Annotated in this window: 13 protein-coding genes; 7 read left to right on the forward strand and 6 right to left on the reverse strand. The window is 52.0% G+C overall.

All coding sequences use genetic code 11. From position 1 onward, the window contains the following. Window positions 1–2: 2 nt before the first annotated feature. From BLX24_RS22380 to BLX24_RS22395, 4 genes are all read right to left on the reverse strand, one after another. Window positions 3–917 carry a serine hydrolase gene (locus BLX24_RS22380; RefSeq protein ID WP_071505441.1) on the reverse strand — a complete coding sequence of 305 codons (915 nt, stop codon included), beginning with the start codon at window positions 915–917 and terminating at the stop codon, window positions 3–5. Window positions 918–991: 74 nt separating this feature from the next. Continuing rightward, on the reverse strand, window positions 992–1417 hold the full coding sequence (locus BLX24_RS22385) for a GNAT family N-acetyltransferase (RefSeq protein WP_071505442.1): 426 nt from the start codon (window positions 1415–1417) through the stop codon (window positions 992–994). A 16-nt stretch (window positions 1418–1433) separates the two neighbouring features. Next, a complete protein-coding gene (locus BLX24_RS22390) occupies window positions 1434–2456 on the reverse strand; it encodes a hypothetical protein (protein ID WP_071505443.1) in 1023 nt (340 codons plus the stop codon). A gap of 91 nt (window positions 2457–2547) precedes the next feature. After that, a complete protein-coding gene (locus BLX24_RS22395; RefSeq protein WP_071505444.1) occupies window positions 2548–3198 on the reverse strand; it encodes an oxidoreductase in 651 nt (216 codons plus the stop codon). A 92-nt stretch (window positions 3199–3290) separates the two neighbouring features. Between BLX24_RS22395 and BLX24_RS22400 the strand changes: the two genes are divergently transcribed. After that, entirely contained in the window at window positions 3291–5816 is a 2526-nt protein-coding gene (locus BLX24_RS22400) for a TonB-dependent receptor plug domain-containing protein (RefSeq protein ID WP_229201873.1), read from the forward strand. Window positions 5817–5917: 101 nt separating this feature from the next. Here the strand turns inward: BLX24_RS22400 and BLX24_RS22405 are convergent, their stop codons facing one another. Continuing rightward, a complete protein-coding gene (locus tag BLX24_RS22405) occupies window positions 5918–8176 on the reverse strand; it encodes a carbohydrate binding family 9 domain-containing protein (protein ID WP_071505446.1) in 2259 nt (752 codons plus the stop codon). Window positions 8177–8362: 186 nt separating this feature from the next. Between BLX24_RS22405 and BLX24_RS22410 the strand changes: the two genes are divergently transcribed. From BLX24_RS22410 to BLX24_RS22425, 4 genes are all read left to right on the forward strand, one after another. Continuing rightward, a complete protein-coding gene (locus BLX24_RS22410) occupies window positions 8363–8923 on the forward strand; it encodes a hypothetical protein (protein ID WP_071505447.1) in 561 nt (186 codons plus the stop codon). Between the two features lie 89 nt (window positions 8924–9012). After that, on the forward strand, window positions 9013–10101 hold the full coding sequence (locus tag BLX24_RS22415; RefSeq protein ID WP_071505448.1) for a sensor histidine kinase: 1089 nt from the start codon (window positions 9013–9015) through the stop codon (window positions 10099–10101). Beyond that, a complete protein-coding gene (locus tag BLX24_RS22420; RefSeq protein ID WP_071505449.1) occupies window positions 10098–10817 on the forward strand; it encodes a LytR/AlgR family response regulator transcription factor in 720 nt (239 codons plus the stop codon). The genes BLX24_RS22415 and BLX24_RS22420 overlap by 4 nt, the downstream gene beginning before the upstream one ends. Window positions 10818–10904: 87 nt before the next feature. Further along, window positions 10905–11555: a phosphoribosylanthranilate isomerase gene (locus tag BLX24_RS22425; RefSeq protein ID WP_071505492.1), complete on the forward strand. Its 651-nt coding sequence runs from the start codon at window positions 10905–10907 to the stop codon at window positions 11553–11555. A 1-nt stretch (window position 11556) separates the two neighbouring features. Here the strand turns inward: BLX24_RS22425 and BLX24_RS22430 are convergent, their stop codons facing one another. Further along, window positions 11557–12651, reverse strand: a complete 1095-nt coding sequence (locus BLX24_RS22430; RefSeq protein ID WP_071505450.1) for a PdaC/RsiV family protein — start codon at window positions 12649–12651, stop codon at window positions 11557–11559. A 434-nt stretch (window positions 12652–13085) separates the two neighbouring features. Here BLX24_RS22430 and BLX24_RS22435 point away from each other — a divergent pair, with 434 nt between their 5' ends. Together BLX24_RS22435 and BLX24_RS22440 are read left to right on the forward strand one after the other, a co-directional pair. After that, complete coding sequence (locus BLX24_RS22435) at window positions 13086–16187, forward strand: SusC/RagA family TonB-linked outer membrane protein (protein ID WP_071505451.1); 3102 nt, start codon at window positions 13086–13088, stop codon at window positions 16185–16187. Between the two features lie 8 nt (window positions 16188–16195). After that, complete coding sequence (locus tag BLX24_RS22440) at window positions 16196–17794, forward strand: SusD/RagB family nutrient-binding outer membrane lipoprotein (protein ID WP_071505452.1); 1599 nt, start codon at window positions 16196–16198, stop codon at window positions 17792–17794.

Genomic DNA, 17794 nt, shown 5'->3' on the forward strand with positions numbered 1-17794 from the left:
ACTTACCACCACTTCTGGTACCCATCTGCCGGTTTCCAGTCCGATTTAGGCTCATAGTAGTGCCAGAGCAGTGCCCCTACTTTCCGGAGCAGGGTAGCGCCTTCATTGGTCCGTTCCCAGCGCTCATCCTGCTGGTTTTTGGTCATGATGCAGTACACGTATTCGCCGTGGGGCGCATGCACCAGCACCACTTCCGATCGTGACCGGTTGACGGCTCCGTTCTTTGTCGCCACCTTAATCCCCTCAGGAAGCTGCGACAACCCATCGCCATCCCAGAATTGCCGGCCCAGGTTGCGGTACATCCGGTCGCTGGCATCGGGGCTAATCGCTTTGCCTTGCCGGATATACAGCAACAATTCGGCAAGCTCATGCGGTGTGGTTTGGCCCCAGCCATACGTTGGCCGGAAGGCTTCGCGGCCCGGCGTGCGGGAGTTGACGCGGGTTTTGCTGAAGCCGTTGGCGTCGAGCCAGCTGTTGATCGCCGTGCCACCGCCGGCCAGCGCCTGGCACCAGAGGCTTCCGGTATTATCACTGATTGTTTCCATCAGCATCACGATCTGGCTTAGCGGAAATTTGGCGCCGTCTTTAAGCGACCCCACAATGCCGTCGTCATAATGGAGAGAATCTTTATACACGATTTCCTGCTGGTACTTTAATTCACCCTTGTTGATTTTATCAAACAAGCCGCACATAATCGGAATCTTGATAGTACTGGCGGTCGGAAAGGTTGTATCGGCATTGATACTAACCGTTTTACCGGATTTGATATGATGAACATACACCCCCACATCGCCCCTGAAGCCCGCCAGCGCGTCGCGTAGCAGGCGTTCCAGTTTCGGATCATTTTTCCGGGCAAAAACCTGTGGGCCGGTGATTAAGGCAAGGAGAAGTAAAAAAGAACGGAGAGAATGCGTCATGAGAAACAATGTTTGTTGGCTGATACTATCGGGACAGGATTGGTTCAGCGGGAAAGCCCGTAATCCCGTCAGAACTACAGTTGTTTTACAAATTTGATATGGGTGGGCGAAAAGCCGGTTTGTTCGTAAAAGCGTTGGGTGTCGAGCCGTTTTTTATTGGTCGTCACTTCCAGATTAACCCATCCTTCGGCCGCCGCCAGCTGGAGGAGCCGGTCAACCAGTTGCCGGCCAATGCGCTGATTGCGGCAGGCCGGCAACACATACAGCTCCTGAATTTCGCCGACCCGCCCGACATGATGAAGCAGCAACTGGGTATGGCAACTGATGTAGCCAACCACTGCCTGGCCGGTTTCGGCCACCAGATAGTGATAGTCCGGATGCTGTAGATTCGTTTGAAAAACGGTATCAAACCGCTCCCGATCCAGGATTTCCTCTTCCAGATCGCAGAGAAAGGTATAGATCACCGTACCATCGGCGGGCGTCGCAGGGCGTATGTGCATAAAAAGTTGAGTACTGTTAATGGAGGGCGACAAGTTCAAGGCTTTTCCAGACAATGTCGCCCATGGTCTGACAGGTCAGGAAACCATTATTGCGGTAATGCCGGGCAAGGGCTTGCTTGAGTTGCTCCGTGTGGGCCGGTGTTGAAATAACATCTTTCCGCATAGCGCTCATCAGATCGCCAAGCCGTACCTGTTCAACACGCAGGCGGCCGGCAATCAGCGAGCGTTCTTCGATCTCATACTGCCGCACGCTTTCCGGCGTCATGTATTGCATGCCTAACTCAATAATGGCCTGATTCTGTTTGTAATACTGTGGCATATAGACCGACTTCCGCCCTTCGTACGACTGCTGATCAAAGTCAATGGCCCGAATCCGGTAATACACCTCGTCAAAATCCGGTGTGATGTCGACCACAAAATTACTGGAATGCATATCACCCAGCAGCCGTACAAAACAGCGTTCGTTAAATTTGACAAACTCCTTACACAAACGGGTCGGGTTCAGGTTCGGATCAAGCATCTGGTTTTTGAAAAACGCATCACCCGGAATACCGGCAATGTGTTCTTCTATCAGCGTATGGTCGTTGGTGAGGTAACTGATGCGGTTGGGCGACAGAATGTGTTCCAGTTCGAGGCCATAGATACGGGACGCATCGGCGTTTTTAACGTAAAAGTAATCAAACAGATCGTTGACTTTGTTCCGGACGCGCACGCGGAACGGCTTGGTGTTGCCGTAGCTGCACAGATCAACGCGATCGATGGTCAGGTGGCCCATAACCGACATATCGCCGTCTGCCTTCAACTGAGCATAGATGGTTTTCAGGGCCATCAGAATATCATTCACATCTGAGCCCGGGTACAGCATCGTCTCCCAAAGCGTGTCATTCCCTTTGTTATCGTAGAGGGTGATGGCATCTTCGTAGCGAAGCAGGTCGGCATACTGAACCGGCAGCGATTGCTCCCGACTATACTTTGTGAGATAGTCGCGGAGCGGTTCGCCGATGCGGTAAATCTGTTTTTTTTTCGTGATGATGGGCACGCGGATGAGCTTTTGGCTGAAACCTGAATTTCGGCCAATTCAGGCAGATATGCAATTCCGGACGCGGGTTTGTCACACATCCTGAGCAGAATCAGTAACGTTGTAATACGTCTGACTCAAAAACGTGCTTACCCGTCAGGCCCTCCTGGGCCGTGCGGAACATGGCATTGGCGACTTTGGCCGCTTCAATGCCTTTATACCTGGCCGGAATCAGCGGGGCCATCAACCGCATAAAACCCGCACCAATACGTTCGCCAAGCCGGAATTCACCCCGGTTACCTAACAGCAGAGACGGACGGAAAATAAGCAGGGCCCGGTACCCAAGTGCTGCCAGATCGCGCTCAAGGTCGCCTTTAACGCGGTTGTAAAAAAAAGAAGACGTACTGTCTGCACCCATTGAGCTGACCAGCGCAAACTGCCGGGCACCCTGCTCAAGACCAAGCCGGGCAATGTCGAGCGGGTATTGGTAATCGACTTTCCGGAAGGCGTCTTTTGAACCTGCTTTTTTGATCGTTGTTCCCAGACAGCAAAATATATCGTCGGCTTGGGTGAGCAGCCCGTTCGGATGGTCAAAGTCAAAGGAAATCTCCTGCAGGCGGGGGTGTTGCCAGCTGAGCGGCCGCCGTGTCAGGACTTTTACTTTATCATATTCCATTGAGTCAATGAGCCGGTGGGTCAGTTGATCACCAACTAATCCGGTTGCACCGAGCACTAACGCAACTTTTGATGGAGAACTTGTCATCTCTGGTAAGGTTTTTCGCTAATTTATGGCCTGATTATAATCTATCAATCTTTTCCACAAAAACCTATTTTATGCTCAAGTCCCCTCACCGTGTGATTTGGTTTGCAGGTCTGGCAATTGCAGTAACGTTGGTGGCCTTTAAAGTGACTGATGATTCATTTATTGAACATCTTGCCGGGAAACTAGTGGCGTATAACCAACAACTACCGCGCGAAAAAGTCTATCTGCACACAGACCGTGAAACTTACATGCCGGGCGAAACCATCTGGATGAAAGGGTATCTCGTTAACGGCGCCCTCCACACAACCGATTCGACCAGCCGGGTGTTGTATGTCGACCTGATCGACATGAATACCCGCAAACAGTGGATGCGTCTAAACCTGAAGGCGGATTATGGCTATGCACCGGGCTATATGGCGCTGCCGGATTCGTTACCCGCCGGTACGTACCAACTGCGGGCCTATACGGGCTGGATGCGAAACTTCCCTAATGAGGTATACACCAAAACACTGACGCTTTTTCAGGCAAATGAAGAGATTAAGCAGGCTGCTCAGCCCAACGCCGTTGATATTCAGTTTCTGCCCGAAGGAGGTAACCTGATCGCTGGTTTAGCAGGGCGGGTTGGGTTCAAAGCCGTTGACGAAACCGGCAAGGGAGCTGACATTGCCGGTTTTGTACTCGATGCTAAAAAAGATACCATTGTCGGGTTTGAGGCGATGCACCTGGGAATGGGCTATTTCAGCCTGACACCGGAGGCCGGGCAGAGCTACACCGCCTATGTGAAGCGCAAGGGCGAAGCCTATAAAGCGTTTCCGTTGCCGGCTGTTCAGACAGACGGGTACGTAATGATGGTGGATAATCTGAGTAATAAAGATAATATCCGCGTGCTTATTGCCCATACGAAACCGCTTTCCGCGCAGACCAACGCATCACTCATTTTCCAGTCGCGGGGATTGCTGGTGCAGGCCTCGAAACTGCCGCTGACTAAACGCTCGTTCTGGGTGCAGATTCCGCGGGAGAAGTTTCCGGAGGGCGTCGGACAGATTACGCTGTTTGATGAGACCAATAAGCAGGTGGCCGAACGGTTATTTTTTGTCGATCATAAAGAACGACTGAACGTGACCGTAAAAGCAGATAAAGCCAGTTACAAACCCCGTGAAGAGGTGAAGCTGGATATTACGGTTACAGATAATGAAGGAAAGCCCGCAAAAGGTAATTTCTCGCTGGCGGTAACGGATACCAAACTGGCACCGGAAGCCGAAGCCGCACCGCAAACAATAGCCTCGTACCTGTTACTGGAATCTGACCTTAAAGGCGAGATTGAGCAGCCCGGGTATTATTTTGATGAAAAGAACGATACCCGCAACATTAAACTCGACCTGCTGATGATGATTCAGGGATGGCGGCGGTTTACGTGGCCCGAAGTACTTTCGGGCGACTATCCGACGCTGGCCTATGATGTGGAAACCGGGCTGACGCTGTCTGGTCAGGCTGTGAAACCCGGCCGGCCGGTGGCCAGAACCAGGCGGAAACCGGGTGAGGGCGAAATCGCGCCCGGCCTGCTGATTCCGGATAAAGCAGCTTCGGCGAAAGCATCGCCTAATAAAGTAAAACTAACAGTCGTAGCGACAAGCAAAGACAGTACCCGGAGTTTTATGATGGGTGAAACGGACGACGAAGGCCATTTTGCCTTATTCGGCCTCGCCATGACTGATACCACTAACGTATTTATTCAGGCCACGTCGCTGAAAGGTAACAACCGGAATTACAACGTAACACTGGATGCGTTTGAGCCGGCGAAAGTGATGTTTACCAAAGTGCCGTTTAATCCGATAGTAGTCCGTCGGGAAGAATGGGGCGATTTTGTACGCCGGACAAACGAGTATCTGGAACTGGAAGAACAGCTCCGGAAAAATAACGAACGGATGCTGAAAGAGGTGACGGTAAAAGCAAAGAAGCTGGAACCGACCGATACACGCCGGATGATGTACGGTGCGGCCGATGCATCGGTTAAGTTTGATCAGATGAATACGGCCGGGGCTATGACAATCCTGGATGTCATCCGGAGCCGTGTGGCCGGGGTAATGGTGACGGGTTCGGGTACCAGCGCTACGGTTCAGATTCGCGGGGCGGCTAACTTTCAGGGGGCTATTGAGCCCTTGTTTCTGATGGATGGTATGCCGGTCGACAAAGAAACGGCCCTGACGATTTCGGTGCAGGATGTAGAAGCCGTAGATGTGATCAAAGGCGCTTCGACCGCGATGTATGGTTCCCGCGGGGCCGGTGGTGTTATTGCCATTCTGCTGAAGCGGGGAGGCAGTGGTACCGTCAACACAAACTATACGCCAATGGGTACGTTGCTGGCCAAAATTCCGGGTTTCCAGCCACGGCGGGAGTTTTATGCGCCCCGTTACGATGTCAGTAAGCCGGAGCACGTCCGGCCTGATCACCGCGCAACCCTGCACTGGCAGCCGATGATTACAGTCGGTGAAAGCGGCAAATCGTCGGTTTCGTTCTTTGCCTCAGATGCACTGACCCGGTTGCGGATCGTGACCGAAGGGGCAGCGGTCAATGGGATGCCGGGCAGCAGCCGTGAGTTTGTGGAAGTTAAGCGATAGGACTATAGTGGTGGCACCACCAGGTGTTCCTGTTCAGTCGAGTTGGTGAGTGGTGGCACGACCGCCAGGCGGCCCTGTTAAAGTCGTGCCACCACTTTACGTTAAAACTGCTTCAGATAGCTCAGTTTGGCAATGACATTTTGCTCCTGCTGGCGGGTAAGGTTGTTGAAGCCCCGGCGGTTGAACACCAGGTAGAGGAATGAAAGCGGACGATACTCCCACGCTAACCGGATGTTGTACGTGTCCCGAAGCCCTCCGTTCGGATTGGCTGTGCTGTTTTTCTGGTAAAACCCGATTAACTGCAACCGCGGATTGAGTGCCATCCGGCCTTCAATCGAGTACAGGTCGACGGTTGTGGTTGTCTTTGATTCGCCTACATCGCGGAAGCGGTTTGAGACATAACGGCCCGTCAGGGCAATGTTCGGAATCGGGGAGTAACGCACCGAGAAATCGTAGGTACCCAGGGCACCATTGTAATAACGTCCACCCTCATAATTCAGCGACGACGACACCTTGCGGGACGGATTGGTGGCGGCATAAACCTGATAGCGGGTATAGCGGTAGGTACCCGGCTGAATGATTACCCCGAGCGGGTCAAACACTTCCGTCAGGTACTGATAGGTCGGGTTGACCAGAATCCCGAAATAGCCGCCGCGCTGGAAATTAAACCAGATCGGGTTGATGCTGATTACGCTTTCAATCAGCCGGCCGGTCGAGGCCTGGTGATAAAACTCCGTCATAATGCCCGGTTCAAACGCGCGGATTACTTTCTTAAAGGGTATCCACTTCCCACGGTTATAAAAGAAAACGCCGGGAGTCGTGGCTATCACATCGCTCCGCGACACAAAGCCGACAGAGGGATTAAAATCCTTTGTGACAACAGACTGCGTCCACCAGAATTTCCACTGGTTTGAGGTATAGTAATACTGTGCATAACCGGCCATACCGCGCTGTTTCCCGTCGGTTGAGGCCGATTGAATGAGCATGGTGCTTAGGGAATGAGATTCGTTGAAGCGGAAAAAACCATCGACCGCGCCCACTACCGACGTAGTGCCTTGCCGGATGGAATCTTTGCCAACAGCCAGGTCTGTTTCCTGACGAATGGTGAACAAAGCCCCTAGCCGGTTCTGGGCTCCGAAGTTCTGCGAATAGCGGCCGACGGCAAAGTTGGTAGCCGGGGATGAGCCGTTTGCCCGCTGGCGCATCACAATACCCCCGACGTTCCGTTTCAGCGACCGGTATACCAGCCGGGCACCGGCATCAATCGGGATGGGGTTGCCAAAATCATCGAGACCAATACGGCGGCTGAAAAACGGCTGAATCCGCATTGACCCGCCCGACATATCTTCGGTTGGCCCTACGCCGGTGCCGAACAAACTTGCATTCTCCAGAAAAAACTGGCGGCGTTCGGGGAAAAAGACCGAAAACCGGGTCACATTATTGACCTGCCGGTCGGCGTCGGCCTGTGCAAAATCGGTATTGAAGGTAAGATCGAGGACCGTATTCGGATTGATCGCCCATTTTGCCTCACCGCCGAGTTTGACCGAGCTACCCGACACATCGGGCGAGCCTTCCTGGGTTTTGTGGTTAAACGACGTCAGGATATACGGCTGAAACCGGATGTTTGCCGTTGGGGGCGGCGGTTGCAGACCGGTAATCCGGCCGGCATAGTCCATACGGTAAGCGGAGAACGACCGGGGATACCGCGACCAGCTGGTCAGTTCGTTGGTCATGCGCCGGTTCCGGAAAAAATTGATACCCCACGACTGGGTGCTATCCGCTGATTTCGGATACCGCAGCGTTTGCCACGGAATGGCCATTTCGGCCACCCAGCCGGAGTCGGTGCGGCTTGTCCGGACGCGCCAGAGCCCGTCCCAGTCGGTGTCATAAAGCAGATCGTCGAACGAGAGCAGATCGCGCTGGGTGCCGTAAGGATTCGTTGCCATGATCATGGCGTTGCGGCGGTCGTTGAAACCGTCGATGGCAATGCCGAAGTGATCGTGGGTCCGGACGTTAAAATCGCGTTTGAAATCCGTAATCCGCAGGCTTTTCCGGCCCAGCGAATCCCGGCAGAACGCACCGATGTACAGAAAATGCCGGTTGAACAGCACGCGGACCTCTGTATCGTGGGTCGCAGTGTTTCCCTGAAACGGCTCAATCATGATAAAGTTGCGCACGGGCGCGGCCTGCTGCCAGGCCCCTTCATCCAGCTTACCGTCGATACGGAGGTTGGTACTGATGCCCTGCGCGGTCAGCGTGCGTTTTACCGAGTCTGGTTTAAATATGGTGGCATCCTGAGCGAACACGCTTACACCAGTCAGTAAAACAAAGAGAAAGGTGGTAAGTAAACGAAAATGCATGGTAGGTTAACGAATAACCCGCAAATTTACAGTCAGATACGTGCCTTCGAAAATAATACTTGATGAGTGGTTATAGAAAGTTTATGAGCAGGTAATGCCTGAATGCGCCGGAATGCTATATTCGTTTCAGGAAAAATGGCATCGTTTTTATTTCTGTTTTCCGGATAACGTTTATAAGCATAGCGTATGAAACCGAGTGTCTTATTGATCACTTTATTGGGGCTCCTTTTAGGAGGAGGTGCTGTACGGGGGCAGAATTTTACCGCTCCGGCTTCTTTTAGCTTCTCGCATACGGGCGGTAATCCGGCCTATACAACCCGGTATATACTGGTTAATACGCAGACAAATATCATTTCCTACGCATCTGTCCAGCCCGGTTTCAGTAACGTGGCTGCCGGAACGTACCTTTTATATGGGATCAGTTATGACCAGGCTGGTGTAGCGCCTGTCCTGACTCCGGCTGCCAGTTTCAGCACTATTGGCGGCACCTGTGTTGGGTTCTCTTCCTCGCTGCTCGTACGGGTCAGTCCCGGAAACGGCTGCTCCATGATGTACACGCTGAAGTCAGGCAACTGGAATGACATCAGTGTGTGGTCGTGCGGGCGGCTGCCGACAGCAACGGACATTGTGACCATTAAGCCCGGACATGCCATTCTGCTGAACGTTAACGGAACGGCCAAAGGCGTGGTATACGAAGGAGGGAAGCTTACCATACCGGTAAATACAAAGTTAACGATCAACGGCTAGCCCTTGTTTGCCGACACAAACCACCCGTTTGCCGACTAAATTTTTGCAGGATGTACGGCTTTTGTACATTACTTCAAATCATATAGCCGATGAAGCAACGGGCTCGTTTTATCATATCACACATTGGGTTTGGCCTGGCGTTTCTGGCGTTGCCCTACATTTTTGCCCCCAATGGTTTGGGACAGCTCGGGCAGATCGTATCCAATCCGCACGAACTGACAAACTTTCTGTCGTACCTGTTGATGCTGGCCTTTTTTTATGGACATTACTACGTGCTGATTCCGCGGTTTTACTTTCAGGAGCGGCTACTGACGTATGGGCTCAGCATCGCTACCTGCTTTATCATCATCTTTGGCTTATTGTTCTGGGTAGACCGGCGAACGGTTTTTTCACCGATGATGGAAATTACCCGCGGGCCCCGGCAAGAACACCCGCCGGGGCACCCGTATCCGGAAATGCCGCCGCCCCGGCCTGAGAACGAGAAACAGAAGCCACCGGTCGGATTCGAATTAAGCCACTCGCTGTTTCTGTTTCTGGTAGGCGTATTCGGGTCACTCGCCCTGCAGGTGAACAATCGTCTGCGAAGAACCCAACAGGAAAAGCTGAATGCCGAACTGTCGTACCTGAAAGCGCAGATTAACCCCCATTTTCTGTTTAATACCCTGAATACTATTTATGCCCTGGCCATCGAAAAGTCGGACAGCACGCCCGAAGCCATTGTGGAGTTATCGGCGCTGATGCGGTATGTGATCCGCGATGCTCAGGGCGAGCAGGTACCGCTGGCCAGAGAACTGGAATACATCAATCATTATATTGCCCTGCAAAAGCTGCGGCTTGGCGAAACCGTGCAGATTGAGGCTTCGGTTACCGGTACGCCTAACGGCCGGAAAATTACGCCGCTGATCCTGATATCCTTCATCGAAAATGCGTTTAAATATGGAGTCAACCCGCAGGAACGGTCACTGATCAGGATTGTGATCAATGTCGGGCAGGATAAACTGAGTATGAACGTCGCGAATAAAAAGTTACGGTTGTTTTACGAAGAAGAAATGCCGGGCGGCATCGGTGTGAAAAATACAAAAGCGCGTTTAGACCTGCTTTATCCGAACAAACATCTGCTGGTCATTACGGACACCGATACGGACTATACCGTTGATTTAACGATTTATCTTTCATGATACGTGCCATTGCCCTTGATGACGAACCACCTGCCCTTCGTCTGCTGACCCATTTCTGTAGCCTGACCGATACCATTGAGCTGGTAGAGACGTTTACCCGGACAGACGACGCACTGGCTTACCTGCGGGCGCATCCGGTCGACTTGCTGTTTCTGGACATCAACATGCCGGCCATGTCAGGTATTGATTTCCATCAGGCGGCCCGGCAGCAGGAGGGGCTTAGTCAGCTGATGGTCATTTTTACCACTGCCTACGCCGAATATGCCGTAGAAGGCTTTAACCTCAATGCCGTGGATTACCTGCTGAAACCGTTCACCCGCGACCGTTTTCTACAGGCCGTACAAAAAGCCGTCGACTACCATGAACTGATTCACCGTGCGGCGTCACCGAAAACGGCTTACCTCTACATACGTGCTGATTACCGGATGCACAAAATCCCGCTTGATGAAATTCTGTTCATTGAAGGGCTCGACGACTACCTGAAGGTGCACCTTCAGGGCAGCCGGCCGATTGTCGCCCGGATGACCATGAAAGCAATGACGCAGAAACTGGAAGAGACAGAAGGGGCTGAAGGACAGTTTATCCGGGTACACCGGTCGTATATCGTACCTTTTCACCGGATCGACGGTGTCCGCAACCGGATTATTAGCCTGGGTGGTGAAGAAATACCAATCGGAGCGAGTTACGAAACCGAATTTTTTAAACGCTTTTCCTGATTTTTACGACAGCAGTACCAGATTAACCGGATTTTCCGAATATTGCGCCTGACGCGAATTAATCGTTTAATTCTGTACATCCTGTCTATGAACCCACGTGTTAAAATCTGCTGTATCAGCAGTATCGATGAAGCCGGAACGGCCGTGTCGCATGGAGCTGCGGCACTGGGGCTGGTCGGCCATATGCCAAGCGGCCCGGGCGTCATTGACGATGACCTGATCCGGGACATCGTCCGGACCGTGCCGCCCCCCATCGCCACTTTTCTGCTGACCAGTGAAGTTTCGGCTCCTGCCATTATTGCGCACCACCGGAAAGTGCAGACCAATACCATCCAGCTTGTGGATGCCCTCAGCGAAGGGACGTATGCAGACATACGCGCGGCACTCCCGACAGTCAAGCTCGTACAGGTAATTCACGTGCTGGATGAGGCGACAATCGACGAGGCACTGGCCGCTGCTGACCATGTCGACGCCTTGCTGCTCGACTCCGGCAACCCGAATCTGGCCGTCAAAGTACTTGGAGGAACCGGCCGGGCACACGACTGGAGCATTAGCCGGCGGATTGTGGCACAGAGCCGCGTGCCGGTGTTTCTGGCTGGTGGCCTGAACGCCGGTAATGTTCGTGCGGCCATAGAGAGCGTTCAGCCGTTTGGCCTTGATTTGTGCAGCAGTGTCCGGACAAACGGTAAACTGGACCCGGAAAAACTGGAGCACTTCTTCCGGGCCGTGGAGGGGTAGGTCAGGGTTTCACCAGACCGCCTGCCAGCTGGCTCAGCGGAATCGGGATCTGGATTTCGCCCATAGCATACGGCCCGATTTCGTAGGGCGTATAGCAGAACGTCAGCGTGGTACCGGTCAGGTAAAAATTGCTGTTAGGCTTAATCGAATTATCGAAGAGACCGGCCTGCTGCAAGGTCTCCGACGATTTTACAGCGTACTGCTTCCTGAAATTAGCGGCCAGCAGTGCCGGTAATTTCTGCCTGCCAACCGGTGTCAGAATATCTGCGAGCGAAACAACCTTACCGGTTTTGAGGTCAACGGTTGTGTAATCGGTACCATAGTTGCCGTGCGCTCCACCGGTGTATTCATACGAAGACAAGGCCAGTACCGCATACTGATCCGACCAGTAGACCAGCTGCAGGTTCGACTGCGACGACAGGCTGTATTGTCCGACTGATTCAAGCAATTCCTTCTGTGAGACACCTGCGTTTTCTTTGACGTAGGCGGCCAGATATGCCTTCCGGCGTTGCAGAAACACATTACCCGGCGTTGCTCCTGCGGGTATTTTTAATTTTTTACGGATCACACCGGTCAGTGCCTCCTGACCGGTAGCCATGCGTTCGGTAGGCCAGATCGTTCCTTCCAGATAATCGGCGGCGGGCACTTCGGCCTTGCCTTTGTTTTCAATGAGCTTCTTCGAGCCTTCGGTAAAAATATAGACAAACTGATCGGATTTGGCGGCATTAGCCTGGAGGGTAAAGGAAAGCCCCGACTGTTTGGCGTTGTTAGTCCATTTGCCCTGAAACTGTCCGGCTTTCCAGATACCGTCAAACGCTTCATCGATGGCGGTTCCCAGATACGCGTCCAGATGCAGAGAGTCTTTACTCACCGTTCCGCGGCAGGAGATAGGCTGTTGTTGCTTCTGATAATAATAATAGCCCGATACCTTATCCCCATATTGGTGCAGGTGCATAATGATGGGCACCGTTCCGATAGTGCCGCTGAAATAGGTATACCGGCTGGCGGCAGGCTGGGCTACAAGTGAACGAAACAGGCCCGCAATAAAGAGACACGCAACTAAATGACAGGTTTTACGAGTGAATAAACCGCGCATAAATTGATACGAGAGATCTGAAAGGTGAACAAAGCTAGCGGTAATCCGGGAAAAAGATACAGGTAGTACGCCGTTAGCTGATTGTTAACGTACAGATAACAAAAAATGGTTTGCTATACCCGATAGTATACATACATGAGTGTCCATTTATTAGAAGAATATTTTGCCAGATATACTTCTTGTATAATACTATTCGATTTGTGTCTACTTTTTAGAAGATTATATGTCAAAATTAAAATTTTTAAAAATTAGCTTCATTTATTAAATTTTTTTAAATTCATGATATATTTGCGCATATTAACCCAAAAGTAACAGGTCTTGATCAAAGCAGGTAAATACGTACAGATGCCGGTTAAGAAAAAGTTACTGATTAAGGGAATGCAGTCTGCTCAACGTACCTATAGAAGAAAGTTTATCTAATCTCAAAACAATTCATGAAAACAACTTTACGAAAAGCCTTTTCTAAAGGTATGCTCCTGCTGGGAGCCTGGATTTTCGTCGCCATGTCGTTTTCTTTTGGGGCTGACAAGGACATCACGGGTGTTGTGTCTGACGAGAAAGGAAATAAGTTAGCAGGTGCTTCTGTGTCTGTCAAGGGTACATCGAAAGGTACAACGACAGGAGCCAACGGTGAGTACCGGTTATCGGTTGCGGATGGCAATGCGGTGCTGGTCTTTTCATACATCGGTTATGAAACACAGGAGGTAGCCGTCGGAAACAAGGCCGTGGTGAACATCACGCTGAATCCGGGCAGTGCCATACTGAATGAGGTTGTTGTAACGGCTCTTGGTGTTTCGAAAGATGCCCGTAAAGTAGGTTACGCCGTTACCACGGTTGATGGGAATATGCTGACCAAGGCCCGCGAAACAAACATCGGTAACTCACTGGTTGGCCGGGTAGCCGGTCTGTCGGTCAAAGGTACCAATGGTGGTCCCGGGGGGACATCAAAACTGTTACTGCGTGGTATGCCAAGTATGAACTCAGCCGGTTCGCCGCTGATCGTTATCAACGGGGTACCAATGGACAATACACAGCGTGGCAGCGCCGGTGAGTGGGGCGGTGCCGATGGTGGTGACGGTCTGGGTAACATCAACCCGGATGACGTTGAGAAAATCACGGTCCTGAAAGGCCAGTCAGCTTCGGCACTGTACGGGGCGCGTGCCTCAAACGGCGTTATCCTGATCACCACCAAAGCCGGTAAAAAAGGCGATTTTGCGGTTGATTATAACATGAACTTCTCGGCCGACAAAGCTATTGACTTCACGGATTTCCAGTATGTGTATGGTCAGGGTACATATGGTCAGAAACCAACGACGCAGGCCGCTGCTCAGCAGACTGCCCGTATGAGCTGGGGGGCTAAACTGGACGGCTCTATGCTGACGCAGTTCGACGGTAACCAGTATGCGTATTCGGCGCAGCGTGACAATGTTAAGAACTTCTACAGAACCGGTACAAACTTTACAAATACGGTATCGGTGACGAAAGGCGGCGACAACGGCTCATTCCGTCTGTCAATGTCTAACCTGGATAACAAGGCTATTATCGAGAACAGCGGCCTGACCCGTAAGACCATTAACCTGACGGTCGATCAGAATATCACATCGAAGCTGAGCATCAACGTGCTGGCTAACTACATCGATGAGCGTGTGAAAAACAAGCCAATCCTGAGCGACGGTCCGATGAATGCCAACAACGGTATGTTCCTGGCAACAAACATCGACGAGCGTATTCTGGCACCAGGTTACAATACAACAACCGGCCGTGAGGTTGTTTTCAGCGATGACGAATACGTGACTAACCCGTATTTCGTGGTTAATCAGTTTGTAAACAATGTCGACCGGAAGCGTCTGATCTCAATGGCATCGGCAAAATATCAGTTTGCGGACTGGATTTATGCACAGGGCCGTGTGGGTTACGACAACTCAAACGACCGCATCTTCAAAGTAACGCCGTGGGGTACAGGCTATTCAAACCAGGGCCGTGGTGGTCTGGACGAATTGTCGAACGCACAGCGCACCGAACTGAACATTGACGGTCTGATCGGCATTAACCGCAATATCACCAGCGACATTTCTGTAGACGCCCTTATCGGTGGCAACATCCGTAAGAACTACTACGAGAAAATGGGCGTGAGTGGTAGTCCGTTCGTACTGCCTTACCTGTACAGCTACAACAACGTGGTGAACTTCGGCCGTTCGTATGAAGTGGCTAACACAGAAGTACATTCTGCCTACTACAACGTTGACCTGAGCTACAAAGGCATTCTGAACCTGAGCACAACCGGCCGTTACGATGCGTATTCAACGCTGCCAAGCTCGGCCCGTTCGATCTTTACGCCATCGGTAACCGGTTCCTTGATCTTTACGGATCTGTTCAGCGTACCAAACCTGAGCTTCGGTAAATTCCGTGCGTCGTATGCAACCACCAGCGGTGAACCAACTACACCATATGGTACAAATATCTATTACGGTGTTGGTAACTCAATCAACGGTATTGCGACGGGTAACTTCAGCTCAAGCCTGCCAAACCTGTTCCTGAAGCCGTTCACAAAGAGCGAGCTGGAACTGGGTCTGGAAATGAAATTTTACAACAACCGGTTAGGCTTCGACCTGGCGTACTTCACCCAGAAGACACACAACGAGATCATGCCGGCCAACTACAGCTGGGCAACGGGTTATACAAGCGGTATCGTCGGTACAGGGTCAACGCAGAACCAAGGCATCGAGCTGATGCTGAACGGTACGCCGGTGAAATCGTCAAAACTGCAGTGGAACGTTTCACTGAACCTGACATCCGTACACAACAAGATTCTGCAGACAGACCAGAATAACAATACCATCGGTCTGGGTTCAAACCGGGCAACACTGGGTAATGCCATTACGGCGTTCGTAGTAGGCCAGGCGGGTCCGCAGATCCGTGCGTACGATTACAAGTACTCGTCGAACGGCCAGATCATTGTTGATGCGTCAGGTCTGCCGGTTCGTGGTGACCTGATCAACATGGGTACCGTACTGCCAACGCTGTTCGGCGGTCTGAACAACGACCTGACCTACGGTGCGTTCAACCTGTCGTTCCTGCTCGACTATAACTATGGTAACAAAATCCTGTCAGCGACAGAAAACTACGCGTATCGCCGTGGCTTACACCAGGCAACGCTGGAAGGCCGCGACACCGGTATCAAAACAGGTGTTGTAGAAGGTGGGGCTGCCAACACGGTAACTGCCCGTGCTCAGGATTACTATACTGCCCTTGCCAACAACGTAACCAAACTGAGCGTTGTTGACGGCGACTTTATCAAATTACGTCAGGTCACTCTTGGCTTCAATGTCCCTGCCCGTCTGTTAGCTGGTGTGCCGCTGATCCGCAGTGTAAACGTTTCACTGGTTGGCCGTAACCTGGCTTACCTGATGAAAAAGACGACCAACATCGACCCAGAGGCAACATTTGGTGCTAACCTCCGCTATGCCGGTATCGAAGGAACAAGTTTGCCTTCGTCACGTAACTATGGCATTAACGTAAACATCAAATTCAAATAAGCATTTCCATGAAAAAGAGACTGATCGCATTAACACTTCTTGTTGGGTCGCTGCAGGTTGCTTGTACTGATAAATTTGATCAAATCAACACCGATCCAACCCGGGCATCGTCGGCGACGTTTGACCCGAACCTTCTGTTGCCAAGCATTCAGTATAACCACGTGAGCTCAATTACGGGCTATAACGGGTCGATCCTGTTTCAGAGCATGTGGGTACAACTGTTTGCTTCGACTACATCGGGTGCAGCCAACTACTACTCAAACGGCGACAAATACGTTCAATCAAGCAATACAACTGACTACCAGCAACGTACGTGGAGTGGCAGCTATAACGCAGCCAGCTACGCCTACGAAATGGAGAAACTGGCAACGGATAAACCGGCGCTGGCCAATCTGAAAAACATTGCGGTAATCATGCAGGTGCTGTCGCTGGCAACCATCACGGATGTGTATGGCGACATCCCGTATACACAGGCATTGCAGGGCAAAGCCGGTGTGACACTGCCGGCCTACGATACGCAGGAAAGCATCTATAAATCATTGCTGACGCGTCTGGAAACGGCTACTGCAGCCCTGAACACCGCTGCGGCCGGTCCGACAAACGATGCGTACGTATACAAAGGCGATGTGGCGAAATGGAAGAAATTCGGCTACTCGCTGATGCTGAAACTGGCGATGCGTCTGGTAAAATCCGATGCCGCTACGGCCAAGACATATGCTGAAAAAGCGGCGGCGGCGGGGGTATTCACCAGCCTGTCAGACGATGCTTACTTGCTGGCGGATAACGCAAACGGCTATTCAAACGGAAACGGTTCAGCCCTGATTACACCGGCTGACGTATACCAGGTACGCTGGAGCAAAACGTTTATCGACTTCCTGAAGTCGACAAACGACCCGCGTCTGTCGAAAGTAGCCGAAGTACCGGCTGCCGGCCTGGCGGCTAACCAACTCATGACAGGTGGTGTCTCAGATGCTTCCGTACAGGTTGGTTTGCCAAACGGATACGATCTGAATGGCGGTGCTACCGACATCTCAAAATCACCAGGCTATCCGGGTGCTACCGGGACCGGTGCCGATGTTACGCCAATCGGCAAATACTCGCGTCCGGCGTTTATCTACCGCTCGCAGTCGATGCCGTTCTTTGTGCTGACGTATGCTGAAACAGAATTGTTGCTGGCAGAAGCCGCTACCCGTGGCTTCAGCGTAAGCGGCACGGCAGCAACCCACTACAAAAACGCCGTTTCGGCCGGTATCCAGATGCTGTCACGCTTTGGCGCTGCGGCTACGATTGATGCCGCTACGGCGGATGCCTATGCTACCGCTAACCCGCTGGGTACGGCTAACCCGCTGAAACAAATCAACGAGCAGTACTGGGCTACAGAAGGTACGGTACTGAATTTCGTGGAAGCATGGAACAACTGGAAGCGTTCGGGCTTCCCTGTGCTGACGCCGGTTAACTACACAGGTAACTTCTCAAACGGTGCTATTCCGCGCCGTCAGCCATATCCAACCAGCGAAGCAACGCTGAATACAGACAGCTATAAATCAGCGGTTGGCAAACTGACGGGTGGCGACACCTGGGCATCCCGCATCTGGTGGGATAAATAA

This window comes from Arsenicibacter rosenii, assembly GCF_001870735.1.
GTDB classification, from domain to species: Bacteria; Bacteroidota; Bacteroidia; order Cytophagales; family Spirosomataceae; genus Arsenicibacter; species Arsenicibacter rosenii.

Bases quoted from the DNA above. Each gene is read 5' to 3' on its own strand.
- BLX24_RS22380 (WP_071505441.1), bottom strand. From the start codon at position 917: ATGACGCATTCTCTCCGTTCTTTTTTACTTCTCCTTGCCTTAATCACC.
- BLX24_RS22440 (WP_071505452.1), top strand. From the start codon at position 16,196: ATGAAAAAGAGACTGATCGCATTAACACTTCTTGTTGGGTCGCTGCAG.
- BLX24_RS22405 (WP_071505446.1), bottom strand. From the start codon at position 8,176: ATGCATTTTCGTTTACTTACCACCTTTCTCTTTGTTTTACTGACTGGT.
- BLX24_RS22395 (WP_071505444.1), bottom strand. From the start codon at position 3,198: ATGACAAGTTCTCCATCAAAAGTTGCGTTAGTGCTCGGTGCAACCGGA.
- BLX24_RS22385 (WP_071505442.1), bottom strand. From the start codon at position 1,417: ATGCACATACGCCCTGCGACGCCCGCCGATGGTACGGTGATCTATACC.
- BLX24_RS22415 (WP_071505448.1), top strand. From the start codon at position 9,013: ATGAAGCAACGGGCTCGTTTTATCATATCACACATTGGGTTTGGCCTG.
- BLX24_RS22410 (WP_071505447.1), top strand. From the start codon at position 8,363: ATGAAACCGAGTGTCTTATTGATCACTTTATTGGGGCTCCTTTTAGGA.
- BLX24_RS22425 (WP_071505492.1), top strand. From the start codon at position 10,905: ATGAACCCACGTGTTAAAATCTGCTGTATCAGCAGTATCGATGAAGCC.
- BLX24_RS22420 (WP_071505449.1), top strand. From the start codon at position 10,098: ATGATACGTGCCATTGCCCTTGATGACGAACCACCTGCCCTTCGTCTG.
- BLX24_RS22430 (WP_071505450.1), bottom strand. From the start codon at position 12,651: ATGCGCGGTTTATTCACTCGTAAAACCTGTCATTTAGTTGCGTGTCTC.
- BLX24_RS22435 (WP_071505451.1), top strand. From the start codon at position 13,086: ATGAAAACAACTTTACGAAAAGCCTTTTCTAAAGGTATGCTCCTGCTG.